Origin of the sequence: Haloechinothrix salitolerans (assembly GCF_042662605.1) — a bacterium.
Taxonomy (GTDB): Bacteria; Actinomycetota; Actinomycetes; order Mycobacteriales; family Pseudonocardiaceae; genus Haloechinothrix_A; species Haloechinothrix_A salitolerans.
Window position 1 is genome coordinate 2,626,162 of sequence record NZ_JBHSXX010000001.1, and the last position, 24,485, is coordinate 2,650,646.

Annotated in this window: 24 protein-coding genes and 1 pseudogene; 16 read left to right on the plus strand and 9 right to left on the minus strand. The window is 63.9% G+C overall.

The genetic code is table 11. The features are described 5' to 3' along the window. Positions 1 to 144: 144 nt before the first annotated feature. From ACFQGD_RS12410 to ACFQGD_RS12425, 4 genes are all read right to left on the minus strand, one after another. Positions 145 to 1,334 (minus strand): IS3 family transposase gene (locus ACFQGD_RS12410; RefSeq protein WP_390221019.1). Its coding sequence is split into 2 segments (ribosomal slippage): positions 145 to 1,082 and positions 1,082 to 1,334, totalling 1,191 coding nucleotides; the frame shifts between segments, so codons are not numbered across the junction. After that, on the minus strand, positions 1,303 to 1,665 hold the full coding sequence (locus tag ACFQGD_RS12415) for an MFS transporter (protein ID WP_345399171.1): 363 nt from the start codon (positions 1,663 to 1,665) through the stop codon (positions 1,303 to 1,305). Before ACFQGD_RS12415 ends, ACFQGD_RS12410 begins: the two co-directional genes overlap by 32 nt. A gap of 29 nt (positions 1,666 to 1,694) precedes the next feature. After that, the gene (locus ACFQGD_RS12420) at positions 1,695 to 3,407 is read right to left on the minus strand and encodes a sodium:solute symporter family protein (protein WP_345399168.1); all 1,713 of its coding nucleotides are present in this window, start codon (positions 3,405 to 3,407) and stop codon (positions 1,695 to 1,697) included. Next, the gene (locus tag ACFQGD_RS12425; protein WP_345399165.1) at positions 3,404 to 3,715 is read right to left on the minus strand and encodes a DUF4212 domain-containing protein; all 312 of its coding nucleotides are present in this window, start codon (positions 3,713 to 3,715) and stop codon (positions 3,404 to 3,406) included. The genes ACFQGD_RS12420 and ACFQGD_RS12425 overlap by 4 nt, the downstream gene beginning before the upstream one ends. A 239-nt stretch (positions 3,716 to 3,954) precedes the next feature. Here ACFQGD_RS12425 and ACFQGD_RS12430 point away from each other — a divergent pair, with 239 nt between their 5' ends. The 5 genes from ACFQGD_RS12430 (at position 3,955) to ACFQGD_RS12450 (ending at position 8,586) form a co-directional block, all read left to right on the plus strand. After that, positions 3,955 to 4,386 carry a hypothetical protein gene (locus ACFQGD_RS12430; RefSeq protein WP_345399162.1) on the plus strand — a complete coding sequence of 144 codons (432 nt, stop codon included), beginning with the start codon at positions 3,955 to 3,957 and terminating at the stop codon, positions 4,384 to 4,386. Between the two features lie 91 nt (positions 4,387 to 4,477). Beyond that, entirely contained in the window at positions 4,478 to 4,849 is a 372-nt protein-coding gene (locus tag ACFQGD_RS12435) for a hypothetical protein (protein ID WP_345399159.1), read from the plus strand. After that, positions 4,846 to 6,531, plus strand: coding sequence for a sodium/solute symporter (locus ACFQGD_RS12440; protein WP_345399156.1), 1,686 nt, complete (start codon positions 4,846 to 4,848; stop codon positions 6,529 to 6,531). The genes ACFQGD_RS12435 and ACFQGD_RS12440 overlap by 4 nt, the downstream gene beginning before the upstream one ends. Beyond that, positions 6,528 to 7,799, plus strand: coding sequence for a histidine kinase (locus tag ACFQGD_RS12445; RefSeq protein WP_345399153.1), 1,272 nt, complete (start codon positions 6,528 to 6,530; stop codon positions 7,797 to 7,799). Before ACFQGD_RS12440 ends, ACFQGD_RS12445 begins: the two co-directional genes overlap by 4 nt. Positions 7,800 to 7,803: 4 nt before the next feature. Beyond that, positions 7,804 to 8,586 carry a LytR/AlgR family response regulator transcription factor gene (locus tag ACFQGD_RS12450; RefSeq protein WP_345399150.1) on the plus strand — a complete coding sequence of 261 codons (783 nt, stop codon included), beginning with the start codon at positions 7,804 to 7,806 and terminating at the stop codon, positions 8,584 to 8,586. A 6-nt stretch (positions 8,587 to 8,592) separates the two neighbouring features. Here ACFQGD_RS12450 and ACFQGD_RS12455 read toward each other — a convergent pair whose 3' ends face one another. Continuing rightward, complete coding sequence (locus ACFQGD_RS12455; protein WP_345399147.1) at positions 8,593 to 8,985, minus strand: DUF5615 family PIN-like protein; 393 nt, start codon at positions 8,983 to 8,985, stop codon at positions 8,593 to 8,595. Between the two features lie 341 nt (positions 8,986 to 9,326). On the opposite strand from ACFQGD_RS12455, the gene ACFQGD_RS12460 reads away from it, so the two are divergent. After that, a complete protein-coding gene (locus ACFQGD_RS12460; protein WP_345399144.1) occupies positions 9,327 to 9,581 on the plus strand; it encodes a hypothetical protein in 255 nt (84 codons plus the stop codon). On the opposite strand, the gene ACFQGD_RS12465 is transcribed toward ACFQGD_RS12460, so the two are convergent. Continuing rightward, a complete protein-coding gene (locus ACFQGD_RS12465) occupies positions 9,578 to 10,615 on the minus strand; it encodes a sigma-70 family RNA polymerase sigma factor (protein WP_345399141.1) in 1,038 nt (345 codons plus the stop codon). The two genes, ACFQGD_RS12460 and ACFQGD_RS12465, sit on opposite strands and share 4 nt — an antisense overlap. A gap of 214 nt (positions 10,616 to 10,829) precedes the next feature. Here ACFQGD_RS12465 and ACFQGD_RS12470 point away from each other — a divergent pair, with 214 nt between their 5' ends. From ACFQGD_RS12470 to ACFQGD_RS12510, 9 genes are all read left to right on the plus strand, one after another. After that, a complete protein-coding gene (locus tag ACFQGD_RS12470; protein ID WP_345399138.1) occupies positions 10,830 to 11,810 on the plus strand; it encodes an AraC family transcriptional regulator in 981 nt (326 codons plus the stop codon). 517 nt (positions 11,811 to 12,327) lie between these two features. Beyond that, the gene (ccrA, locus tag ACFQGD_RS12475; protein ID WP_345399135.1) at positions 12,328 to 13,704 is read left to right on the plus strand and encodes a crotonyl-CoA carboxylase/reductase; all 1,377 of its coding nucleotides are present in this window, start codon (positions 12,328 to 12,330) and stop codon (positions 13,702 to 13,704) included. A 97-nt stretch (positions 13,705 to 13,801) separates the two neighbouring features. Beyond that, positions 13,802 to 15,229 (plus strand): acyl-CoA carboxylase subunit beta, encoded by a 1,428-nt coding sequence (locus tag ACFQGD_RS12480; RefSeq protein WP_345399132.1) that lies wholly within the window; start codon positions 13,802 to 13,804, stop codon positions 15,227 to 15,229. Between the two features lie 28 nt (positions 15,230 to 15,257). Beyond that, positions 15,258 to 15,473: a biotin/lipoyl-binding carrier protein gene (locus ACFQGD_RS12485; RefSeq protein ID WP_345399129.1), complete on the plus strand. Its 216-nt coding sequence runs from the start codon at positions 15,258 to 15,260 to the stop codon at positions 15,471 to 15,473. 132 nt (positions 15,474 to 15,605) lie between these two features. Then, complete coding sequence (locus ACFQGD_RS12490) at positions 15,606 to 16,607, plus strand: 3-oxoacyl-ACP synthase III family protein (RefSeq protein WP_345399126.1); 1,002 nt, start codon at positions 15,606 to 15,608, stop codon at positions 16,605 to 16,607. Next, positions 16,604 to 17,470: a 3-hydroxybutyryl-CoA dehydrogenase gene (locus ACFQGD_RS12495; protein ID WP_345399123.1), complete on the plus strand. Its 867-nt coding sequence runs from the start codon at positions 16,604 to 16,606 to the stop codon at positions 17,468 to 17,470. The genes ACFQGD_RS12490 and ACFQGD_RS12495 overlap by 4 nt, the downstream gene beginning before the upstream one ends. A gap of 153 nt (positions 17,471 to 17,623) precedes the next feature. After that, the gene (locus ACFQGD_RS12500; protein WP_390221047.1) at positions 17,624 to 18,778 is read left to right on the plus strand and encodes an ISL3 family transposase; all 1,155 of its coding nucleotides are present in this window, start codon (positions 17,624 to 17,626) and stop codon (positions 18,776 to 18,778) included. 25 nt (positions 18,779 to 18,803) lie between these two features. Further along, positions 18,804 to 19,115, plus strand: coding sequence for a transposase (locus ACFQGD_RS12505; protein ID WP_390221144.1), 312 nt, complete (start codon positions 18,804 to 18,806; stop codon positions 19,113 to 19,115). Between the two features lie 27 nt (positions 19,116 to 19,142). After that, positions 19,143 to 20,341, plus strand: a protein-coding gene (locus tag ACFQGD_RS12510) for an IS3 family transposase (RefSeq protein ID WP_345398863.1) whose coding sequence is annotated in 2 segments (ribosomal slippage) — positions 19,143 to 19,401 and positions 19,401 to 20,341 — 1,200 coding nt in all. Because the reading frame shifts where the segments join, the coding sequence is not laid out codon by codon here. Positions 20,342 to 20,503: 162 nt separating this feature from the next. On the opposite strand, the gene ACFQGD_RS12515 is transcribed toward ACFQGD_RS12510, so the two are convergent. From ACFQGD_RS12515 to ACFQGD_RS12525, 3 genes and pseudogenes are all read right to left on the minus strand, one after another. Then, positions 20,504 to 21,388: an SDR family NAD(P)-dependent oxidoreductase gene (locus tag ACFQGD_RS12515; protein ID WP_345399001.1), complete on the minus strand. Its 885-nt coding sequence runs from the start codon at positions 21,386 to 21,388 to the stop codon at positions 20,504 to 20,506. Positions 21,389 to 21,446: 58 nt separating this feature from the next. Next, on the minus strand, positions 21,447 to 21,848 hold the full coding sequence (locus ACFQGD_RS12520) for a hypothetical protein (RefSeq protein WP_345398998.1): 402 nt from the start codon (positions 21,846 to 21,848) through the stop codon (positions 21,447 to 21,449). 112 nt (positions 21,849 to 21,960) lie between these two features. Beyond that, a pseudogene (locus tag ACFQGD_RS12525) lies at positions 21,961 to 22,455 on the minus strand (Gfo/Idh/MocA family oxidoreductase); the annotation flags it as partial. A 381-nt stretch (positions 22,456 to 22,836) separates the two neighbouring features. Here ACFQGD_RS12525 and ACFQGD_RS12530 point away from each other — a divergent pair. After that, positions 22,837 to 24,225, plus strand: a complete 1,389-nt coding sequence (locus ACFQGD_RS12530) for an IS1380 family transposase (protein WP_345398995.1) — start codon at positions 22,837 to 22,839, stop codon at positions 24,223 to 24,225. Positions 24,226 to 24,485: the final 260 nt, after the last annotated feature.

Here is a 24,485-nt window from a genome sequence, read left to right on the forward strand (position 1 = left end):
CACCATCAGCGCCAGGACCACCCACCGTCCCCGCGACTCGTACCGCCGTGCCATACCCAACCCCGGTCGCCAGCCCGAGCACCACACCGAATCCGAGCAGCTGAGCGGCCTCGATCTTTCCGGACAGCTGTTTAGTGGGTCAATTCATGCCGCTTGCTGCCGGTTCAGGTACTCGTTGTAGACCTCATTTGGGGCCTTATAGTCGAGTCCCGAATGGAGACGTCGACTATTATATCTAAGTTCGATATAGGCAGCAATATCTGTCCTGGCCCTCTTTCGGGTGGAGTAGATCACTCGGTGAACCCGCTCGTTCTTCAGGGCACCAAAAAACGATTCGGCCATCGAATTGTCATAGCATATTCCCGTGCGTCCGACCGATTGCCTGATGCCCAATGATCGGAGCGTGCTGGCAAACTGGGCGGAAGTGTAATTGCTGCCACGGTCGGAGTGGAATATCGCCCCGCGTGCGATAGGATAGTTGCGTACGGCCATGCGAATCGCCTTCTCGATGAGAGGCGTCTGGTAATTATCGTCCATCGCCCACCCGATAACGCCCTTCGTATGACAGTCGATGACCGTCGCGAGATAAACCCAGCCCTCCCACGTAGGGATATAGGTAATATCGCCAACCATCTTCTCGCCGGGCGCGGATGCGGCGAAGTCGCGGCCAACGAGGTCGGGCAGCAAGCTGGCAGACGGCTCAGTCAGGCCGAGTCGCCACGGACGGGGCTGGCAAGGCTCGAGCCCCAGCTCACGCATGATGCTGCGGATCAGCTCAGGGGTGCACCGCTCACCCTGGCGCTGCAGCTGGGCGTGGACGCGCCGGTGACCGTAGGTCTCATCCGAATCGTCGAAAACCTTCGTGATCAACGGAGCCAGGTAGGCGCGACGCTGCGCCGTCGCGCACTTGGGCCGACAACGCCATTCATAGAATCCCGACTTCGACACACCCAACCATTCGCACATTTTGGTCACTGTGTACTTTTTCTCGCCAGTATCGGTCACTGCGCCCTTCTCCACCTCGATGAACTCGTACCTCTCGTTCACCGATACTCGCTCGCGAAGAAGGCTGCGGCTTTTCCCAGGAACTCCTTCTCCATCCGTAGCTCACGGACTTCCTTCTCCAGCTCACGCAGCCGCGCGCGCTCCGACACGGTCAATGGTGGCTCGTCCGCAGCATGAGCCTTCCGGTAGTCGTTCACCCAGTTACGAAGCGTTTGCTCGTTCAGCCCGTTCTCCCGCGCGACCGACGCCACCGGGCGGCCCGTCTCGACCACCATTTTCGCCGCCTCCTCCTTGAACTCAGGAGTAAACGACCGACGATTCTTTGACACTGGCTTCCTCTCTTCCGAACAAAAACCCTAGTGGGTTCGCTGTCCGGAAGATCAACAGCCCCTCAAGCAGCACCGGCACCGACGACGCCTCCGCGCACAGCACCAGCCCCGCCACGACCCCGACAGCCGTACCCAGCGCCAGAACCCGAGGCGGCAAGCCGTCCGCCAGCCGACCACCGACCAGCACACCGACGGTAAAGCACGCCAACCCCACGGCGAACACGACACTCAGCGACGGCTCCGGCACGCCGAGCTCCGCGGCCAGCACCCCGGTGAACGTCGACCAGACGAACAGCGGACTGACCGCGACGTCGAGCAGGGCCGCGCCCATCAGGACGCGGCCCCGCTGACTGAGTCGACCTAGGATGCGCCTCCTTCCGAGCGCCCGGCCTCACCCGCCGATGCGGTGGGGGAGCCGGACTGTGCGGTCACGGACGGGTACCGGATGTTCTCGACCATCTCCTCGATGTGCTTCGGCGGTGGCGAGGTCAGCTTCGAGACAATGATCGCCACGATGAAGTTGACCGCCGCACCCACGGCACCGATGCCCTGCGGGCTGATGTCGAGGATGTAGTCGTGCGCCGTCGTCCCGAACACGTCGAGTGTCCAGATCATGTACGTGATCGTGAACCCGAGGCCGACGACGATGCCTGCCGCGGCGCCCTTCGCGTTGCACCGCTTCCAGAAGATCCCGAGCACGATGGCTGGGAAGAAGCTGGACGCGGCCATGCCGAACGCGAACGCCACCACTTCCGCCACGAACGCCGGCGGGTTGATGCCCGCGACGATCGCCACGACCACCGCGAGTGCCATCGCGATGCGGCCGACGAGCAACCGCTCGTAGTCGTCGGCCTGCTTGCGGATCCGGCGGAAGTAGAAGTCGTGCGACACCGACGACGAGATCACCAACAGCAGACCGGCCGCTGTGGACAGCGCCGCCGCCATACCGCCTGCCGCGACCAGGCCGATGATCGGTGCGGGCAGGCCCGCGATCTCAGGTGAGGCCAGCACCAGGATGTCGTTGTTGATCGTCAGATCGGCCCCGTCCGCGGCGCTGTTGCTGACCGAGTTGATCGTGTCCGCGTCCGGGGAGATGCTGACCAGCCCGGTCTGCGCCCAGTTGTTGATCCACTGGGGCAGCGCGTCCACCGCGGTTCCCTTGACGCCTTCCAGCAGGTTTAGCTTCGTGAACGCGCCGACCGCCGGAGCGGTGGTGTAGAGGATGGCGATGAACAGCAGGGCCCAGAACGCCGAGTGGCGCGACCCCCGCACGGTGCGGGTGGTGTAGAACCGGATGATCACGTGCGGCAGACCGGCGGTACCGATCATCAGCGCCAGCGTCACCAGGAACATGTTGATCATCGGCTGCTGGGCGAACGCCTCGGTGTACTGCTCGAGGCCCATCTCGGTGCCGATGGCGTTCAGCTCGTCCAGGATCGTGCCGAACGACACCTGCGGGATCGGGAACCCTGTCACCTGCTGCGCGACCGCCACCGCGGGGATCAGGTAGGCGATGATCAGCACGGTGTACTGCGCCACCTGGGTCCACGTGATGCCCTTCATGCCGCCGAGCACCGCGTAGATGAAGATGATGCCCGCCGCGATCAGCACACCACCGGTGAGACCGATGCCAAGGAAGCGGCTGAATACGATGCCGCCACCGTTCATCTGGCCCACGACGTAGGTGAACGAGATGATGATCGCCGCGGCCGCCGCCACGGTGCGCACCGTCTCGTTGTAGCGCTCACCGACGAACTCCGGCACCGTGTACTTGCCCCATTTCCGCAGGTAAGGGGCGATCAGCATGGCGAGCAGCACGTAGCCGCCCGTCCAGCCCATCAGATACACCGAGCCGTCGGAACCGAGGAACGCCAGCAGGCCCGCCATCGAGATGAACGACGCGGCCGACATCCAGTCCGCCGCGATCGCCGCGCCGTTGGCTACTGTCGGCACGCCGTGCTTGGCGACGTAGAAGCTCTCGGTCTCGCTCACCCGGCTGCGCCAGGCGATGTAGATGTAGACGCCGAAGGACAGGACGATGAAGATCGTCGTCCAGAGCTGGATCTCGCTCACAGGCGATCACCGTCCCCGTTGCGCTCGCTGACGCCGTACTCGTCGTCGAGTCGGTCCATCCGGACGGCGTAGATGAGGATGAGCACCAGGAACGTGTAGATCGAGCCTTGCTGGGCGAACCAGAAGCCGAGCGGGAAGCCCGCGATCTCGATCTTGTTCAGCTGCTCGACGAACAAGATGCCGCACCCGAACGACACGAGGAACCAGATGCTCAGCAGGATCACCATGAGCCGCAGGTTCTTGCGCCAGTACTCGCGGCGCCAGTCGCCCTCGGGCGGGCTGTGTTGGTCATACTTCGAATGCGTCACCGTCACGTCTCCTTTCGAGCCTTTCGCGCGCTTAGCGCAACGCCAGGTCGCGGGCAAGATCAAGGAAGGTCGCCCCGGTGGCTGGGTTGGGTTCCCGAACGGTCGCAGTGCCGGCCGAACGTGATCCGGAGCACAGTGTGGGCCGCTCGCGGCGCCGTAGACGCCGCCGGGGAGCGGGAGCGGACCGTTGGGGAACGGAGGCTGTCGACGTGGCGTTCGTCACTTCTAGTCTGCGGGGCATGTCGTCGGTTATCGCAGCGGACAGGACTCGCCCGGCTCGTCGGCGGATCATGCACGTGGGCAGTGGTGGGATGATCCTTGGTGGACTGCTCATGGTGGTGGGTTCGCCGATGCCCTGGGTGTCGACGCCCGTCGGCAGCCTGTCCGGTGCCGCTGGCGCGGGGTTGTGGACGTTGTGCGCGGGCTTCCTCGCGATCGCGGGCGCCCTCATCCCGCGACGTCGAGTGGCCTTCGTCCACGCCGTAGTGCCGGGGGTCGCAGCAGCACTGATCGTGTGCTGGCAGCTTCTCAGGATGCTGCAGATCAGCGCGGGCACCGACGCCTGGGGCAAGCTGCTCCCGGGCATCGGCCTGGTGCTCGTCGGGGGTGGCGCGATCGTGCTGCTGCGTTCGGCGATGAAGATCCGCGCCGCCGGAACGGCACGGGAGTAGCCCTGGGCCAGCCAGAACCGGACGGCGACCACCGCGTCGTCGCCGTTGCGGTGCTGTTCCGGGGTGCCCTCCCGCTGACTAGGGTCATGATGTGCGCGATACCGGTGCTCCTTCGCCGTTGAACGACGACGATCCCCAGTGGGTCGCCGACATCGGCGACGACTACGACATGCCCGCCGACGTCGACGCGTCCTTCCGCACGGTGCGCAAGGTCGCCGTCGGACACTTCGTCGTGTTCCTCGCCGTCGTGGTCGGGATGCCGGTGCTGACGCTGACCGTCGACTGGTGGTCCGGCGGCAGACTGATCGGCGGGATGAGCCCGAGCTTCGTCATGGCGGCGTTCGGACTGTACGTGTTCTTCTTCGCGCTGGCGGCGGCCGCCGCGACGCTGTCGAACGGGGTTGAGGAGCGGATGCTCGGCGCGCAGGAGCGGGAGCCGGCCGACGAGAGTGACGACGCATGACGGTCGCCAGCGTTATCGCGCTCGCGGTGTTGTTGCTCGCGGTGGCCGTGCTCGCCCTCGTCCTGCGGCCCGGCAGGGCGTCCACCCTGGAGTTCTACCTCGCTGGACGCAGAGTCGGCGTCGCCACCAACGCCTGCGCGATCTGCGGCGACTACTTCTCCGCCGCCTCGTTCCTCGGTGTCGCCGCGGCCGTGTATGTGTCCGGATTGGACGGTGTTTGGTACGCGACCGGATTCGCCGCCGGGTTTGTGCCCGTGCTGCTGTTCGTCGCGGCCCCGCTGCGACGGTTCGGCGAGTTCTCCATCCCGGACTTCCTCGGTCGCAGACTCGGCTCCGACCGCATCCGGCTCATCGCGGTCTGCGTGGTGCAGCTGATCATACTGTCGTATCTCGTGCCACAGGCCGTCGGCAGCGGCATCACCTGGGAGTTGCTCGTCGGCGAGGGCGTGCTTGGCCTGACGCCGTATGCCACCGGTGTCGTGCTCTCCACGGTCGCCATCACCGCGCTGGTCGTGCTCGGCGGGATGCGCGGCACGACGTGGACCCAGGCCGTGCAGTTCCTGCTGCTGCTCGCGGCGTTCATCTGGCTCGCCGTTGCGGTGCTCGGTTCCGGCTTCAGCTACCCGGACGCCGTGTCCGAACTGGACTCCGAACCGCTCGCCAACCCCGAATACGCCGGCGGCGAGTGGGGACTGGCGACCGAACCCAACCGGCTCGACTCCGGCGAATCCGCGACGTTCGGCGAACCCGGCGGGCGCTACGGGCCGTTCGGGCAGCTCACGCTGATGGTGACGCTCGTGATGGGCACCGCGGGCCTGCCGCACATCATGAACCGCTACTTCACCAGCCCCACCGGCACCGCCGCGCGCATGACAACGGTGTGGGTGCTCGGCTTCGCCAGCCTCTTCTACACCCTCGCGGTGCTGCTCGGCACGGCATCCCGCTCGCTGATCGCGAAGTCCGTCGAGGGACGCCCGTGGCTGGCCGAGCTCACCGTGGACGGCGTGCTGCGCGTGCCCGAACACGCACCGCTCGTGCTCGGTCGGATCTACGGCGGTGAGGCGGGGCTGGGGTTCATCGCCATCGGCGCGCTGATCGCCGTCATGTCGACCATCGCGGGGCTGCTGCTCGCGTCGGCGGCGTCGTGGGGCCACGACGTCTACGAGCGCCACATCAACCCCAGGGCCAGCCAGCGGCAGGCGGTGTGGGCCGGTCGTGGCGCGGTGATCGTCGTCGCCGTGTTCTCGGCCGCGCTGGCGCTGGGGCTGCGGCCCGACTCGCTGACCGCGCTGTTCCCTTCGATCGTGGCTACCATGGTGACCTGGGCGTTCGCGCTGGCGGGCTCGGCGCTGGCGCCGGTGTTCATCCTGGCGATCTGGTGGCGCAAGACGACGTCGCGCGGCGCGGGTGCCGGCATGATCACCGGCGCGGTGACCGCGATCGGCATGTTCGCCAGCGCCAGTCTGGTCACGGACCAGGGCGTCGGAGAGATCCTGCTCGCGCCGACGATCGTGGCGGCGCCGCTGGCCACGCTGGTGACGGTGGTGGTGTCGCTGCGTACCTCGACGCCGAAGGACTTGGACAGGCTGTGGTTGCGGCTGCACGGCACAGCGGCCGATCGGCGTGCGGCGCGGTTGGCGCGGTTGACGATCGCGGGAGTCGGGGAGAGTAGGAGACGATGAGCAAGGGAAGTCTGCCGCTGGCAGGCGCGATGGTCCTCGCCTGGGGACTGGTGTATCTGGTGACCCAGCGCGTGCCGGACCCGCCACTCGAAGTTGGCGTCACCGTGCTGATCGGCGTCGCGCTCACCGTGGCGCTGACCATCGGCTATCCGTCCGCGCTGCGGGGGCCGCGCAAACCTCGGCCGCCGCGCCAGGCTGGCAGGCACGGCCGCACCATCGCCGCCGTCGGGCGTTCCATGCCGCTGCGGTCCGGGCTGACCACGGAGGCGGCCGAACGCGCCGTCGCACTTCTGCACCCGCTGCTCGGCGGGGACGCGGTCGCGATCACCGATCAGGAACGGGTGCTGGCGTTCGTGGGGCCCGGCTCTGACCACCACACCGTCGGCGACGCGCCGCAGACCGAGTCGGCGTCCCGGGTATTGGCGCGCGGCAAGACCACGGTCGTGCGCAACAAGGCGAAACTGGGCTGCCCCGAGCCGGACTGTCCGCTGCGCAGTGCGGTGCTCGCGCCGCTGTCCATCGGGAAACGTGTCGTCGGCACGCTCAAGGTGTATCGACTGGATGAGGTGCCGCCGTCCCGCGAGCTGGTCGAAGGGCTCGCCGGGATTCTGTCGCTGCACCTCGAACTGGCCGAGCTGGACCGGGAGCGCAAACTCGCCGTCGACGCGCGGCTCGACGCGCTGCGGGCACAAATCAACCCGCATTTCCTGTTCAACACGCTCAACACCATCGCTTCCAAGGCGCGCACCGACCCGGAAGAGGCACGGCGGCTGCTGTTGCGGCTGTCGGACTTCTTCCGCTACGCCGTGCGCCAAGAGGGGCAGCTGGTCGAGTTCGGGCAGGAGTACTACTTCGTGCGCACCTATGTGTCGCTGGAACAAGCCCGCTACGGCGACCGGCTCAACGTCCGGTACGACATCGACCCGCAGGTGCTCACCGCGAACGTTCCGGTGCTGACCGTCCAGCCACTGGTGGAGAACGCCGTTAAGCACGGAATCGCGGACAAGGTCGACGGCGGGACCGTGTCGCTCAAGGCCAGGGTCGACCCGCTGACCAGGACGACGTCGATCCGCGTCGCCGACGACGGTGTCGGCATCTCGCAGGAGGTGCTCGACCGCGTGACCTCGGGTGATGCGGCGAACGGGGGAGTGGGGCTTAGCAACATCTCGCAGCGTTTGGAGGTGTTGTATGGCGAGCGCTATCGTCTCGACATCCAATCGCACGACGGTGGCGGTACCGTTGTCGAGCTGCAGATTCCGTTGAGGTGATCGAGTGCGCGCCCGTTGCCTGATAGTGGACGACGAGGCACCAGCCAGGGCGGAGCTGCGCTACCTCCTCGGCGGCTTCGACCAGGTGCAAGTCGTGGGGGAGGCCACCAACGCCGAGGAAGCGCTCACCCTGCTGCGCTCGCTCGACTACGACATCGTGCTGCTCGACATCAGGATGCCCGGCGGCACCGGCATCGAGGTAGCGGAGGCGCTGCGGTCAGGGTCGAACCCGCCGAAGGTCATCTTCACCACAGCCTATCCCGACTACGCACCGGACGCCTTTGACCTCGACGCGGCCGACTACCTGGTCAAACCGTTCGACGCCGAGCGTCTCGGCAGGGCGCTGACCCGGGCGCTCGCGCCAGGGCAGGGGGACGCCGACAGCGAGTCGACGCCCGCACATGGCGTCCCCGCGGCACCGGGGTCGTCGGCTGCCCCGGCGCCGCCTGCGGAGCCGTTGGCCCGGATTCCGGTGCAGCAGGGCGACCGCACTGTGTTGGTGGACGCGTCGTCGATCATCTTCGCCACCGCAGCGCGCGGGTACTCGTATCTGCAGCTGGCGGGGGAGCGAGTGTTGGTGAGCTACTCGCTGAATGAGCTGGAGCGCAGGCTCCGCGGTCACTTTTACCGGACCCACCGGTCGTATCTGGTGAACCTGGACCACGTGCGCGAACTGCGGCCTGATTTCAAGGGTGCCCTCGTGCTGGTGATGGATGACCATCGCCGCAGTCGGGTGGAGGTCTCTCGGCGACATGTTCGGGAGCTGAGGAAGCTGCTGGGGCTGTAATGGCTGTCAGGGTGTGGGGCCGTCATCGGAGTTGAGGAAGACGGGAATTCCTCCGTACGAGATGCCTTCGCTGTGAATGTAGGTAATCGTCGCCTGGGAGACGAAGTCGTCCCGCAGGGCTTTCAGCGCTCTCGACAGGTAGGTGGCAAAAATGTTCGGGTCTTCATGAAGTTCTTGCACCAGGACGATCGGCGGGGTGGGATACCGGCTCGTCTGTCGTTCGATGTCGAGCGTGTGGTCCCGTGAGATCACCACCCTGCCGTGCTCAGCCGCGGTAGCGAGGACAGACGGATAGCGGTCGCCAGCGGCGAATTCGTCGATGTGCACCGCGTCGTGGCTTGCCGCCCGCAACTGCACGCACACCGCCGTGGATATTCCGGTGTCGACAAGGAATTTCACGTAACCGCCCCTCGACTGGGAACCATTATGGCCATTCGTTTCGGAGAACGATACGCGTGAGGTTACCGCAGTTCTCACCGCTACAGAACCCGACAGACAGTTGGCAGCCCGATCACTGTCCGGAATTGCGACACGAATCTGAAATCCGCTTTTCGGATATATGGCTACTGTGCGGTCTGATTTCCTGTGGCGGCGCGGTCGGCTCGTCGTAGTCCAGTCGGCGGTTTCCTCTCGATGGCGTCAATGATGCGACCCATCACGCCAACTTCCTGCCCGCGCGGTCACAACAACCGGATTCGGTGCGTGCTTCTCGGCGTAAGTGCACGTCGAGAGGAGCAACCATGTACCGCACGTTGCAACGTTGTCTTGCATTGCTGGGCACGAGCGCAGTGCTCGCCGCCCTTGGTGTCGCGCTCGCCGCACCGGCGCAGGCCGACCCGGTTTGTGTGGGAGCGAAGGTCAGCGGGACCGCGACGGGGACCCACGAGGTCGGGCCGTACTGCCAGCCGTACCCATGGTCGACGCTATGCATGAAGACCGGGGTAGGTCTGGACCCGACCGTGATGGTCAGAACCTACGTCTGTGTGCCCATTTAACCGTCGGAACGTTCACGTGGGCACGCGACATCAGCTGGCAGCAGCGGGTCCGAGTCACAAGCAGGACCGACCAGCGGGCCCGTTGAGTAGAGCTCGTTGTCGGTCCTGACCTCGCCCGCCGGTGTCGGGACCCTGATGTCGTGCGACTGCTTCTTGCCAGGTCCGGTGTCGGGCGGTGGGACGTCGACAGACACCGTCATCGGCGATCGTGGTGGGGGAGCGCTCTCATCGTCCGGCACCGGGGCAGGCACAGATGGCGGAGTCGCGGCTGATGTGCCTGTCGATGGGACGGCGGATCCCCCGTTAGGGTCCGCTCGTCCTGTCGACGGCGTTGACGGAGTGAACGCGCTGGGAGGTCGCATTGTCACGTCTGAGTCCGTGTTGGTCTCAGGGCCGAAGATGCCCGTTCCGTAGCCGACGGCGAACACGATGGCGCCTGCGGTCGTCGCGAGTCCGGTCGGCGCCGTCATCCACGCTCGCCGAAGGGAACCGAACACACCGCTCAGCGTCACCGGTAGCGCGATACACGTGATGCGCCGCTTCTTGGCGAGCTCCATGAGCTTTTCCTTCGCTCGGTGGACTCGTTGGCGCGCAGTGTTGTAGCTGATGCCGAACTCTTGGCTGAGCACCTCGTAGCTGGCTTCATCGAAGAACCTTCGCTCGAGTATCTCGCGGTCCTGCTGGGGAAGCTCGCGCAAGAGTGCTCGCACCTGCTCTCGACGTTCTGCTCGCACGGCCTGCTCCGCAGGGTCGTCCTTGCGCGTGGCAACGAGCAACGCCGCCTCCACGTCGACATCCCCGTCAACGGGTCTGCGTTGTTGTCTGCGCAGTTCGTCGACCGCGGCGTTCTTGACGACCGTCTTGAGCCATGCGCGCGGCTTCCTGGGATTGAAGGCCTCCCAGTTCATCCAGGCGCTCACCAGCGCGACCTGTGCGAGCTCGTCGGCGTCCAGGTTGTCGTTAAGCGAGGACGCATACCGCGTGGTCCAGGCGTAGTGATGACGATAGAAGTTGATGAAGTCTTGGCCCGGCATCTGCCTACCGCCCCCATCTGTAGTGCGTTAGTGACAGGCGGTAAATGATACCCACTGTTTACTGGACAAAACAAGGGGGCCGTTCTGTTAGTGCTCGGCTGCTCCATTAGGGCGAACCTGGGCACGATCGAGGGGTTCGGTTGTCACAAAGCCAGCGCTGGCGACGTGCAACTTGCTGTTGATGGCAACAACCGCGAGGAGTTGAGGAGCCGAGATGGCACGTCTTCCACTGCATCGCTACAAACTGTTTCACTCAATGGAATCGACGTATGTGAACGACATGGTAGGCCGGATTCTCGGTCCACACCGCCTCACCACCGTCGACGCATCGAACTCACTTGACGCCAAGTTCCATACGCACCGTTTGACCGACGTCTCGATCAGCTTCCTCACCTACGGCACGGAAGTCGTGATGCGGCCGGATTCGGCGAGTACCTATTTCGCGATCCACCTCCCGTTGACCGGCACCAGCACGATCGGACGTGACAGCGATCGGTTCCTGTCGACCCCGGCGGTCGCGCTGGTGATCTCACCTGGTGACGACGTTCCGGTCCACTGGCACAGCGGCTGCGCGAAGCTGATTGTCCGGATCGAGCGCAGCGCCGTGGAGGCGCGGCTCGCGAGTCTGCTCGGTGACTGTGTGCGGAACCCGCTGCGATTCGAGCGGAAGATGGACACCACCCATGGTGCCGGTGCATGTGTGAGTAACGCGCTCCGGCATCTCGCGGCGCAGTTGGATCGGGAGCGAGGGCTGTTCGACAACGAGGCAGTCGGGAGGGCGTTCGAGCGCATGCTGATCACCGAGCTGCTACTTGGTCATCAGCACAACTACAGTGATCAGCTCAATGCGGTCCCGAGCCCGGCGACCTCCAGAGAAGTGGATCACGCCGTCGCCCTGCTCGAGAGCTCTCCCGAACGGCCGCACACCGTGATGGGACTGGCCGAGCAGGTAGCCGTGAGCGCGCGCAGCCTGCAGCGCGGATTCCACGTTCAGCTCGGTACGACGTTCCAGCAGGTACTGCACGACATCCGGCTGCGACGCGTGCACGACGAACTCCGAGCCGCCCACCCGGATGACGTCACCGTCAGCGAGGTCATGGCCAAGTGGCGACTACCGGTCAAAGGTCAGACGTATGCCGCGTATCGCCGTCGATACGGCGAGACCCCGATGCGAACGCTCAAACGCGGAACATGACGATGTCGAATCGTTTACTGCTGATGTGTGCGTTTCTCGCCTTCGTGCTCGCTTATGCCACCGCGGTTGATGCGTCCGATTCGGTAGGCACGGTGACGCTCTATCCCGAAGCTGGGTTTTCTCCGGCGGTGTCCGCGCAGACGAATCGTGTGGAAAGGGGAGCGTGCACCGGAACAACGTCGCCGAGAAGCGCGGTGTCCTCGGTGAACTACTCGAAGTTCCCAGTGTCACTTTATGCGAGACCGGATTGCTCCGGAGAGCCGGTGACGGTATTGCGGCCATATCGTCAGCCGGGGTATCGGGCGCCTGCTCATGTGCCGGCCAACTCCATGCGCGGGCTCGGCTGATCCATTTGCGGCGCGTGCCGCGCGAAGAATCGACGTCGGGCTGAGCACATGTACCAGTGTATTCGATTTTGGGATATCGGCAACCAAGGTGGACATAAGCAGATGCCATTGCGACCGGCGGGCTGTAAGTCGACCTCTGCTGAACGGGCACTCGATTAATGACCATGAGCATGTCAGTGACAAGTGTCGACGTGACCGGTGGAGAGGTGCGCGTGGTTACCGATGAGCTTTCCGAAGCTGTTCTAGCCGGTGCTTCCGGCAGCGAGCTCGAACAGCGTCCAACTCCGGACGAATACATCGCGGCTCATTTGCGCCGTGAGGACGTCGACATGTTCGCCGACACGGCTGACAAGGATGTCCGCAGGTCATTGCATGTCGGGCCGGTGCCGATGCCGGATCTGGCGCCGGACGAGGTTCTCGTGGCCGTGATGGCCAGCTCCATCAACTACAACACCGTGTGGTCGGCCATGTTCGAGCCGATTCCCACGTTCCGTTTCCTGGCGCAGTTCGGCAAGCAGGGGGTGTGGGAGGCGCGGCACGACCAGCCATATCAAGTCGTGGGCTCCGATGCTGCGGGTGTCATCGTGCGGTTGGGAAGCGGCGTCCGGCATTGGCAGGTAGGAGACCACGTAGTCGCCAGTCCCGCCTACGTCGATGATCAGGAACCAGGCACGCACGCGGACGGCATGATGGGGTCCCGTCAACTCGCGTGGGGGTTCGAGACCAACTTCGGTGCGCTGGCCCATTACACGATCTTGCGGGCGAGCCAGCTGATTCCGAAGCCTGCGCACCTCACCTGGGAAGAGGCCGCGTGCAACACGCTGTGTGCGGGCACAGCCTATCGCATGCTCGTCGGGGAGCACGCCGCCCGGATAAAGCAAGGAGACGTCGTTCTCGTCTGGGGAGCGACGGGAGGGCTCGGCGGATACGCGGTGCAGTACGTCCGTAACGGCGGGGGCATCGCCGTCGGGGTGGTCAGCTCGGAGCGGAAAGCTCGTGTGCTTCGCAACCTGGGATGCGACCTCATCATCAACCGGGAAGAGCTCGGATTTGCCGACTACAACGGTGACGATCCAGCACAGACAGTGGAGATCGGCAAGCGGTTGGGCGCGATCATCCGACGTGAAACGGGCACGGAGCCGCATGTCGTCTTCGACTATGTCGGGAAGGCCACGTTCGGCATCTCGGTGTTCGTCGTACGGCGCGGTGGGACCGTCGTGACGTGTGGTTCGAGCACGGGATACGCGCACCAGTACGACAACCGCTATCTCTGGATGAAGCTCAAGCGCATCGTCGGCAGCCACGTGGCGAACCTGCAGGAGCAATGGGAGACCAACCGGCTCATCGGAATGGGGCGGGTCGTGCCGATGCTCTCGACCGTCTATCCGCTCGACCAGGTCGGTGAAGCAACCCGGCTGGTGCAGCTCAATCAGCACATCGGCAAGGTGGGTGTGCTATGCCTGGCTCCGAAGGAAGGGCTTGGTGTGACCGATCCAGAACTGCGCGCCGAGATGGGGGAACGCGTGCAGCTCGTCCGGAACGCCTGACGCTCAGGGCGATTTGTGCATAGGGAATCCCTGGCAAAGCTGCGAAAGCATTTCAATTGACCTGTATAGCGCTGCTTTGCGCGGTGGGAGAGTGTGAATGACTTCGACGTCGGAGACGAAAAGCTCCACGGTCAACAAACATCCATTGCCCCGCGATAGGCTCGCCGGTCTTTTGGACTCCGCCTCGATCGAGCCGCTGCATCCTCCGGACGACAGCGGCGTGGTCGCGGTCCGGGGCCGAATCAACGGTGCGCAGGTGACGGCCTACTGCACCGATGTCAACACAAGGGGTGGTGCGCTGGGTGTCACAGGATGCGAGCACATCGTTGACGCCATCGAGACAGCTTTGCATGAAGACTGCCCGGTAATAGGGCTGTGGCACTCCGGTGGGGCGCAGATATCCGAAGGTGTGGCGTCGTTGGACGCGGTGGCTCGGGTGTTCGCTGCGATGATCAACGCATCGGGACGTGTGCCGCAGCTTTCGGTGATCCTCGGACCAGCCGCGGGCGGGGCGGCGTATGGCCCAGCGCTGACAGACGTGATCATCATGGCGCCCGCGGGCCGGGTGTTCATTACCGGTCCAGGCGTGGTGCGCGAGGTTACCGGTGAGCGGATCGACATGGAGGGTCTTGGTGGTCCCGAAGCGCACAGCAAGAAGTCAGGCGTCGTGCATGTGGTGGCGTCATCGGAGGATGATGCCTTGTGGCGCACTCGGAAGATCACCGATCTACTCGCTCGTCCGGGCGAGTTCAGTCCGGATGCGGTGAGCGAACCGCGGGATCTGCGTGCGTTCTTGCCGGAGCGAAAACGCCGGGCGTACGACATCAAGCCGCTCGTTCGCAACATTCTCGACGCGGAGAACACGGACGATCCGTTCGAGGAGTTCCAATCCCGGTGGGCGCCCAATGTGGTCGTCGGTCTCGGCAGACTAGCCGGCCACACCGTTGGCGTCATCGCGAGCAACCCGATCCGGAAGGGTGGCTGCCTCGACTCCGTCGCCGCGGAGAAGGCAGCACGGTTCGTCCGCATGTGTGACAGCTTCGGCGTGCCGTTGGTGGTGCTGGTCGATGTCCCTGGCTATCTGCCCGGTGTTGGTCAGGAATGGGGCGGGGTCGTCAGGAGAGGCGCCAAGCTGCTGTATGCGTTCGCTGAGGCGGTGGTACCTCGCGTGACCCTCGTCGTGCGGAAGTGCTATGGCGGCGCGTATATCGCGATGAACTGCCGCGCGTTGGCTGCCACGAACGTCTTCGCGTGGCCGGATGCGGAGGTCGCCGTGATGGGAGCGCGGGCGGCGGTCGGGATCATGCGCCGCAAGGAACTGGCCGAGATTCCGGACGATCAACGCGAGGAGGTGCTAGCGCGATGGATTGCCGAGCACGAACAGACCTCGGGCGGCATCGCCAGGGCGCTCTCGATTGGGGTCGTCGATGACGTGATCGCCCCCGAGGACACACGATCCGTCCTGGCGAAGGCACTGGCGGCGGTCCCGCCGCGGCGTGGGTTGCACGGGAACATCCCGCTTTGATCGTCGTGGCACGTGAGGAAGGGGATCTGTGGCCGAGGAAATCCGTGCCGAGATCGTGGGCTATGTGATCGAGGTCGTCGCCGCCGAAGGCCAGGTTGTGTGTAAGGGCGACCACGTGATCGTCGTTGAGTCGATGAAGATGGAGATACCGGCGGCCGTCGAGACTTCGGGGACCGTGACGTCGCTGCGCGCGTCAGTAGGCGACCTGCTGAACGAAGGCGACCTCATCGCGGTGGTCGAGTGAGGAGCCTGCTACGGCTGCCCTGCTGGTCTGGTGCACGACGTCGGGTGGCCTGAAGTCGTCCTCTGCTTGCTGATCAAGGGCATCGCGAGCATGGCAACGAGAGAGCGGCGCCAAAGGAAACGTGGAGGACGCGTGTTCACCAAGGGGCAGACCGCCGGAATCTTAGGGACCGGCTCGTATCTTCCTGAGCGTGTGGTCACCAACGCGGAGGTGGCAGAGAAGGTGGGGGTGACACCGGAGTGGATCGAGCGGAAGACCCAGATCCGAGAGCGCCGCTATGCCGCATCCGATGAGGCGACATCGGATCTCGCCGTGCACGCGGCGAAGCGAGCATTGGAGCAAGCAGGTGTGTCCGTCGATCGCGTCGACTGCATCATCGTGTCCACGTCAACGCCGGACTCCCCGCAGCCACCAACGGCGGCGTTGGTCCAGGAGACGCTCGGCGCCTCTCGAGCAGGCTGCTTCGACATCAATGTCGTCTGCAGCGGTTTTCCCTACGGGATCGGTCTCGCGGCCGCACTGTATGCGCTCAACCCTGGCACCCACGTTCTGGTGATCGCGGCGGACCTCTACTCTCGGATTCTTAACTTCGACGATCGAACAACGTCTGTGCTGCTCGGTGACGGCGCCGGCGCGGCTGTGATCGGGCCGGTCCCGTTTGACTACGGCATCGTCAGCTGTGGGATGCACACTCGTGGCGACGCCCACGAATACATCCGCGTAGACGCAGGCGGTAGCCGGATCCCCACCTCGCACGAGACGGTCGACTCGGGCGGTCATTACTTCACCATGCAAGGGCGCGACGTCGCATCTTTCGTGCTCGACGAAGTACCGCCCGCACTGGAGGGCCTCTTGCGTAACGCCGGTATTGACGTCGATCAGGTCAGCCATTTCGTGCCACACCAACCCAACGGCAATCTGCTCGACAACCTCGTCACCAAAGCCGACCTCGGCCATGTCGCAACGCACCGCACGCTGGAGCGGTACGGAAATGTCGGCAGCGCTTCGGTCCCCGTCACACTTGACGCAGCCAACCAAGCAGGAGCTTTCACCGACGGTGACCTGCTGGTACTCGCTGGATTTGGCGGGGGTATGTCGATCGGCAGCTGCCTGCTTCGGTGGTGGTCCAAATGACCGAGACCATCACTCGAGTTGGTGTCGTCGGCTGTGGCGTCATGGGCGCGAGCATTGCGGAGATCTGTGCGCGAGCAGGCCTTGACGTGCGGGTGGCGGTACGAAGCGCCGGCTCGCAGGATGCCGGACTCGCTAGGGTCACCAAGTCCCTTGACCGCAGCGTTCGCAAACAGCACGCCAGCGAAGCCCAGCGTGACGACATACTCGCGCGGATCGTGTTCACGACTGAGCTAGCCGACCTGGCCGATCGCGAACTTGTCATCGAAGCAGCCGTCGAACACAGCGACGTGAAGACTGAAATCTTCACCAACCTAGACAAGGTAGTTCAAGCGCCGGACGCGATCTTCGCGTCCAATACGTCGTCCATACCGATAACACGGCTTGGCTGCATTACCACGCGCCCAGGGAGGGTGCTTGGCATACATTTCTTCAATCCCGCCACGCGCATGCCCCTGGTTGAGCTCGTCGAGACATTGGTCGCCGACCAAGAAGCCGTTACCCGTGCGGAGCACTTCTTGAGCACTGTACTGGGGAAGCAGGTCGTCCGCACCCGTGACCGGGCGGGATTTGTGGTCAACGCGCTGCTGATCCCGTACGTGCTGTCCGCGATCAGGATGTTCGAGTCCGGGTTCGCCTCCGCTACGGATATCGACCGGGCGATGAAGCTCGGCTGTGCCCATCCCATGGGCCCGCTGGAACTGGCCGACCTGATCGGACTCGATATCATCCTCGACGTTGCCGAAGCACTCCACGCCGAGTTCCGCGAGCCCCACTACTGCCCGCCTCCGCTGCTCGTCCGCATGGTCGACTCAGGACTTCTTGGATACAAGACCGGCCGAGGATTTCACGATCACACCTCGTGACTGCAACCCGAACGTATCACTCCGTGTCGAACGCAGCGGCCTGCCTGACCGGGACTGTCCGATTTCTGGTTCTGTCGCTGATTTTGTGGCGTGTCTGACGGGCTGGAGGGCTTGCGTGTTCTAGGGTGCTGACTGTGCATTGTGGACAGTCAAATGGTGTGGCCTCGTCTTGCTGGCTTGGTTGTGGAGCGGGTCGAGCGGCGTGTCGGTGATCTTGTTGTCGTCGCGAGGGTTGCGGGATCTAGTGCTCGTTGTCGTTGGTGCGGGAAGGCGTCCCGGCTGGTGCATGGTCGTTATCGGCGTTGCCTGGCGGATGCACCGCTGGCCGGTACTGGCGTGTTCATTGACCTCGAGGTACGGCGCTTCCGCTGCAGCAACGGAACATGTCACGCTGCGACCTTCGCCGAACAGGTGCCCGGTGTGACCACCCCGCACTGCAGAGCCACACCGTTGTGGCAAACCATGGTGGCCCACATCGGGCTAGCGCTGGCCGGACGGGCCGGAGCACGGCTGGCTGCGACACTCGGAATGACGTGCGGCCGCGACACGCTGCTCCGGCGGGTCCGCGACCATCCCGACCCGCCTCGCCGCGAGGTGCACGTTGTGGGCGTCGATGATTTCGCGCTACGCAAGCGACTGCGGTACGCAACAGTGCTCGTCGACATGGACACCCGCCGCCCCGTCGACGTGCTCGCCGACCGGCGCGTCGATCCCACGGCGACGTGGCTGCGTACCCATCCCGAGATACGGATCGTGTGTCGCGATGGGTCAGCGGCCTACGCCGAAGCCATCAACCAGGGCGCCGGACAGGCGGTGCAGGTTAGCGATCGCTGGCATCTCTGGAAAGGACTCGGCGACGCCACGCTCAAGGAAGTGGCCACGCACAGCGGTTGCTGGGCCAAAGCCACCCTGCCGATCCGGGAAGGCACCCGTGCAGCGACCACCCGCGAACGCTGGCAATACGTCCACGACCTACTCGACCGCGGTGTCGGGCTGGGCGAGTGCGCACGCCGGTTGAATCTGTCGCTGAACACCGTCAAACGGTACGCGCGCATCGCCCAGCCCGAACGGCTGGTGCGCGCCCCGGCCTACCGGCCCACCCTGGTCGATCCCTACCGCGAACACCTCCGTCAGCGCCGTGCCGAAGATCCCGCCGTCCCCGTCACCAGGCTGCTTGCCGAGATCACAGCACTGGGCTACCGCGGCAGCGCGAATCTGCTGGTGCGTTACATCAACCAAGGCCGCGTCGAAACCGACCGTCCGCCGATCTCTCCACGCGGCCTGACCGGGCTCATCCTCACCCGATGACAATCTCAGCGACACCCAACGACGGCTGCGCGATGAACTCACCGCCGCCTGCCCCGAGATGATCGAGCTGACCGACGCAGTCCGGGGTTTCGCCGACCTGCTCACACCCTGTGAGGGCAACGCCAAACGGCTCCAGGAATGGATCACGACAGTGCGCTCCTTCGACCTTCCCTACCTACACGCCTTCACCCGTGGCCTCGACAAAGACACACCCGCCATCACCGCCGGATTGACCCTGCCTTACAGCAACGGCCCCACCGAAGGCCACGTCAACCGCATCAAATGCTCAAACGCCAAATTGGGGTGCCCGTTATTTCCCGGACTGTGGACCGCATAGGGTCCGTTCTGGAAGGGATGTTGGTTCGTGGCAAGGAAGTATCAGAAGTACACGCCTGAATTTCGTGAGCAGGCGGCGAAGCTGGTTGTGGAAGGGCAGCGTCCGATCGCTGAGGTCGCTCGCGAGTACGGTCTCGGGGAAACGACCCTAGCTAATTGGGTGAAGAAATACCGCGAGGATCACGCCGGGGACGAGCCGCCGCTGGAATTGTCTGAGCGTGCCGAACTCGCCGAACTGCGTCGCCGGGTGCGCGAGCAGGAGATGGAACTGTCCTTTTTGAAAAAAGCGGCAGCGTACTTTGCGAGGGAGCAGCGGTGAGCGAGAAGTACGAGTTCATCGCCGCCGAGTACGCGCACAACAAGGGCCATAATGTGGCGGACGCTCCCACCCTGACGCAGATGCTGGCGTGGCTGGATGTGTCGAAATCGGGCTACTACGAGTGGTTTCGCCGGCCGCCGTCGGCGACCGAGCGGCGCCGCGAACTGCTCAAGACCAAGATTGAGACACTGTTTGACCTCTTCGGCGGCACCTACGGTTACCGGCGGATCCATGCCGAGCTCGTCCGTGCTGGTGAGCGGGTCGATGACGAGACGGTCCGCCAACTCATGCGCGAGATGGGCCTGGTCACGGTGCAGCTGAAGCCGTACCGCACCACCACCGTCCGCAGCGCTGAACAGCCCGACGGCGTGCCAGATCTGGTCGAGCGGAACTTCACCGCCAACCGGCCCGGGGCCAAGCTGGTCGGCGACATCACGTTCATTTCCACCTGGCAGGGCTGGCTGTATTTGGCGACCGTGATTGATTGTTTCAACAACGAGGTCATCGGCTACGCGATGGCCGATCACATGCGCACCGAATTGGTCACCGACGCCCTCGACATGGCCGCACGAAATCACACGCTTGAGTCGGGCTGTATTATGCACAGCGATCGCGGCACCCAATATACATCGGCCGAATATCGCGCGAAACTGGATGAACTCGATTTGCGACATTCCCTCGGTCGCACCGGGATTTGTTGGGATAACGCGCTCGCCGAGTCGTTCTTCGCCAGCCTCAAAAACGAGCGCGTTCATCATATGGTGTATCCCACACGAAAAAGGGCTTCGACTGATATTGCCCGCTATATCGAACTTCACTACAATCGGCGACGAATCCATTCAGCACTGGGATACAAAACTCCGCACGAAGTCCGCAACGAATACCTGAATCAGCAGTTCGCGGCATAAAAGGACACAAACTCACCAGTCCGGAAAACACGGGGCAGCCCAAATGTACGGCAGAGCCGGACTCGACCTCCTCCGCAAACGCGTTCTCCTTGCCACATAAGGAACAACCACAAAATCAGCGACAGAACCGCTCACCGGACAGACCCTATGGAATCACGACGTTTACCAGGTGGTGAATCCGCCGTCGACGAGGAGATTGACGCCGGTGATGTAGGCGGCGTCGTCGGAAAGTAGAAAGCTGACGGGTCCTACGACGTCACGGACACGACCGAGGCGTTGGAGCGGGATCTCGTCGGTTATGGCGGCAAGGATGTCCCGCGAGATGACATCACCAAGACCAGGTTTCTTCGGGGTTGTTGAATTACGGGGTGAGGACGGGCGCATCTCGGGTTCCTGATTAGCCCACGGAATGGCGCCCGGGCTAATTGCATTTACGGTGATTCCCCATCGGCCGACGGCAGCAGCCAGACTGCGTGTCAACTGAATTAATCCGCCTTTGCTTGCCGCGTAGGCAGGTTGATAGACAGGTCCCCTGTCATCAGGCGTCGTTTCCGGCGCACGCATACCATAAGTACGGTTCTTCAATCCCAGTACTCCATATATGGAACCGATGTTGACAACCCGTCCCTCCCTGTGCGAACGCATCAACTCGAACGCGGCCTGGCTGAGAAAGAACGCCGACTCCAAATTAGTCTCCATAGTGTCACGCCAGTCCTGAACACTTTCATCCAACAACGGATTTCCCCGCGACACTCCCGCATTGTTCACTAAACCGAATAATTGACCCGGCAACTGGGCAACAGATCCCATCAATCGATCCCGATCCTCCACCGACCGCACATCACACTCCACCACCACACTCCGACTATCATATTCGCCCGCCAAGCCTAATGTCTCCTCAAGGTCATTCTTCTCAAGCCCCGCCAGGACACAGTAGTATCCGTCCATTAATAGTCGAAGGGCGATCGCCCGCCCCAACCCACTACCAGCACCCGTAACCACCACGATGAACTCGGAAGTGTCTCGAACGGAGGAGAGATCTAGCATATCGAATCCTTACACAAGAATCTGGTTCACTGGATTTACTACTACGGACATCGGACGATTACCAAGCGTCTCCGAATCGGGTGGCAATATTACTCCTCAAGGTCTCTTTGGCTGTCTCAGTAATGTGTATGAGATCGATAGCCTCATTAGGAGTGACGGGTATGGGTCCACCGCGGAAGAAATCAACGATCTGACGGGCCAACGCGAGGAGAGTATTCGGCGGTTCAAGACTGATCTGGTGATACCACGTGTTGCTGTAGATAACCACCACATACACTGGATACCGCAAGAACGTCACGTGCTCCAACACCGCCGACCGCCCGTCGCGATACTCCAGTAGCACAACCTGCCGCCCGGGCGCCGACATTCCCCGCACCGCCACAATATCCCGCCCCAGGAACAAATTCGCCACCTCCACCGCATGAATGCCATACAGCTCTACATCCGCCGGCACCGCCACCGATATCCCCCGCACATCCCCCCCATCGCGCCCGCACGAAATCCCGTGCCGCAAGCAACTCCGGCGACCACCGCAACCCCGACCCCGAGAACCAGCGAGCCCTGCACCGTTCCGCCAACCTCCCGATCTCCCGCGCCACCTCCGCACTCTCGGCCAACGGCTTATCAATGAACGTCGGCAACCCCCGCTCCAACGCCGGTCGCGCATACTCCAAATGCGACTCCGGCCGCTCACTCAACACCATGACCGCGTCGACCAGTTCACACACCTGCTCGGGACCCTCACACACACACTCAATCCCGCACGCCCGGGCAAGCAACTCGGCCTCCCTCTCATCCGCACTCCACAACGCCGTCACACGAGCACCCTCTAACGGCACCCCGGACAACGGCTCAACCTCCAACCGCCGCAGCAACGACCCCCATAACCAAAAATTCGGAACAGCACGCCCACCTGGCAACCGAGCCGGAACCGCCACGCCCTCATCCCATCCATTCACAAACGCACACAACGAAAACGCATGCGTATTATCGGTCCCCACAACACCCACTCGCACCACAGAACCGCCGCCTCGATACTCGTAGTTCATTTCAGTCCATTCGAGCATCAGTAAAATCCTGAAGTCAAGAGGATGATAAACGAACTTTTTCCAGCGGACCCCGCAATCCGAGAATTCTGACAACACAGAGTTGCGCCCCTAGAATTGCATACGTTCTCCGATTTGTAGATCATCTCGTTTTATGTGAGATGCAATCGGAACGTGGATAACGTTACCTGATCATATTACATAAGACCAGCATCCCTTGATACCGAGTCTTTCTGACCCCGATGGGTCTATAGAGAAACGGTGTTTTCGGCGTTGCTGTCTAGCCCGGCTGTTGCGTGATTGTGTGGTCGACACGGGCTGGGAGATGGAGAAAGTGCCTGCTCTGTAAGGGAAACTGGGCTTGTTGAGGTCCAGGTTCACCTCGAGAGAGGCACTTTCTGAGTGAAGGCTACGAGACGCGCTCCGCAGTTGCCGGTTGTGACGGTGGATGGCAGAGGGGTCGTGTCGCACGCGGGCACGGCGTTGCTGCGGGAGCTGGCGGATCGCAGCGGTTTGACCAGCGGGTTGTCGGCGGCACTGGCGGGGTCGCGGTCTCGTCGTGGCGGTCATGATCCCGGGCGGGTCGCGGTGGATGTGGCGGTGGTGATCGCCGACGGTGGTGCGGTGATCAGCGATCTGCGCACCCTGGCGGATCAGGGGTTGCTGCACGGCCCGGTCGCCTCGACGGCGACGGCGTGGCGCGTGCTGGACGGCGTTGACGAGCAGGTGCTGGCCGGGCTGCGCCGGGCGCGGGCGGCAGCGCGGGAGCGGGCCTGGGCAGCGCGCGGCGAGTGGACCGGGACGGAGCTGCCGGGCTCGCGGGTCGCCGACCGGATGATCGAGCATGCGGTGATCGACGTGGATGCGACGCTGGTTGAGGCGCACAGCGAGAAGGACAGCGCGGCGCCGCACTACAAGGGTGGATTCGGCTTCCATCCGCTGCTGGCGTTTCTGGACAACACCGGCGAAGCCCTGGCGGGAATCTTGCGTCCGGGTAACGCTGCCGCGCACGATGCTGGCGATCACGTGCGGCTGCTGGAGTTGGCGTTGGCGCAACTGCCGGACGCCTGGCGGACGAAGCCGATCCTCATCCGCGCGGACTCGGCTGGCGGGACGCGCCGGTTCGTCGGCGAACTCGCTGACACCGGCGTGGAGTACTCCATCGGGTTCCGGGTCACCGAAGCACTGCGGACCGCCATCGCTGGGGTTCCGAGGCGCGGATGGACCCCAGCGATCGATACCGACGGATATCCGCGCGAGGGCGCGGACGTCGCCGAGATCACCGGCATGCTCACCCTGACCGGCTGGCCGACCGGCATGCGGGTGATCGTGCGCCGCGAACGCCCGCATCCCGGCGCCCAGCTCAACGCCTTCGAAGAACGCGACGGATGGCGCTACCAGGCATTTATCACCAACACCACGACCGGGCAGCTGGCGTTCCTCGACGCCCGGCATCGTGCGCACGCCCGAGTCGAGGACCGCATCCGCACCGGGAAACAATGTGGGCTCGGGAAGTTCCCGTCCCAGCTCGCCCACGTCAACGCCGCCTGGCTCGAACTCGCCCTGACCGCCACCGACCTGCTCGCCTGGATGCGCACCGGGCTACTGGCCGGCGAACCCGACCTGGCCCGCGCCGAGCCGCGGCTGCGGCGCTACCGGATCTTGCACGTCGCCGCCCGCGTCACCCGCGGCGCCCGCCGGACCCGGCTGCGCCTCGCCGAGCACTGGCCCTGGGCCCTCGCCCTGGCGCGAGCCTTCGCACGTCTCCGCGAAATCCCGCTGCCTGCCTAACACCGCCGACCCTTATCCCTTCGAACTCACCAATGGACAAGCCGTCAACCGAGAACGGCAGAACACCCCTGCCCACACCAACTCAGCCCAACCCACACCCGAGAATCAAGATCAACAAGCCGATTGCCCGCTTACTGAAAGAGCGGGGTTAGGTAACGGGGACCAGCCACGCCCGAAACCACACCACAGCAGCCACAACGCGGAATCCGAGCCAGATCAGGCCGACCCGTCACAAGCACGAAAGATCGAAGCTAGCGCGG

What these genes read in the sequence shown, in the direction of transcription:
- ACFQGD_RS12430 (WP_345399162.1), top strand. Translation starts at nt 3,955, where the DNA reads ATGTCGTCGGTTATCGCAGCGGACAGGACTCGCCCGGCTCGTCGGCGG.
- ACFQGD_RS12470 (WP_345399138.1), top strand. Translation starts at nt 10,830, where the DNA reads ATGGCACGTCTTCCACTGCATCGCTACAAACTGTTTCACTCAATGGAA.
- ACFQGD_RS12440 (WP_345399156.1), top strand. Translation starts at nt 4,846, where the DNA reads ATGACGGTCGCCAGCGTTATCGCGCTCGCGGTGTTGTTGCTCGCGGTG.
- ACFQGD_RS12515 (WP_345399001.1), bottom strand. Translation starts at nt 21,388, where the DNA reads ATGCTAGATCTCTCCTCCGTTCGAGACACTTCCGAGTTCATCGTGGTG.
- ccrA (WP_345399135.1), top strand. Translation starts at nt 12,328, where the DNA reads ATGTCAGTGACAAGTGTCGACGTGACCGGTGGAGAGGTGCGCGTGGTT.
- ACFQGD_RS12465 (WP_345399141.1), bottom strand. Translation starts at nt 10,615, where the DNA reads ATGCCGGGCCAAGACTTCATCAACTTCTATCGTCATCACTACGCCTGG.
- ACFQGD_RS12480 (WP_345399132.1), top strand. Translation starts at nt 13,802, where the DNA reads ATGACTTCGACGTCGGAGACGAAAAGCTCCACGGTCAACAAACATCCA.
- ACFQGD_RS12445 (WP_345399153.1), top strand. Translation starts at nt 6,528, where the DNA reads ATGAGCAAGGGAAGTCTGCCGCTGGCAGGCGCGATGGTCCTCGCCTGG.
- ACFQGD_RS12495 (WP_345399123.1), top strand. Translation starts at nt 16,604, where the DNA reads ATGACCGAGACCATCACTCGAGTTGGTGTCGTCGGCTGTGGCGTCATG.
- ACFQGD_RS12500 (WP_390221047.1), top strand. Translation starts at nt 17,624, where the DNA reads ATGGTGTGGCCTCGTCTTGCTGGCTTGGTTGTGGAGCGGGTCGAGCGG.
- ACFQGD_RS12460 (WP_345399144.1), top strand. Translation starts at nt 9,327, where the DNA reads ATGTACCGCACGTTGCAACGTTGTCTTGCATTGCTGGGCACGAGCGCA.
- ACFQGD_RS12415 (WP_345399171.1), bottom strand. Translation starts at nt 1,665, where the DNA reads ATGGGCGCGGCCCTGCTCGACGTCGCGGTCAGTCCGCTGTTCGTCTGG.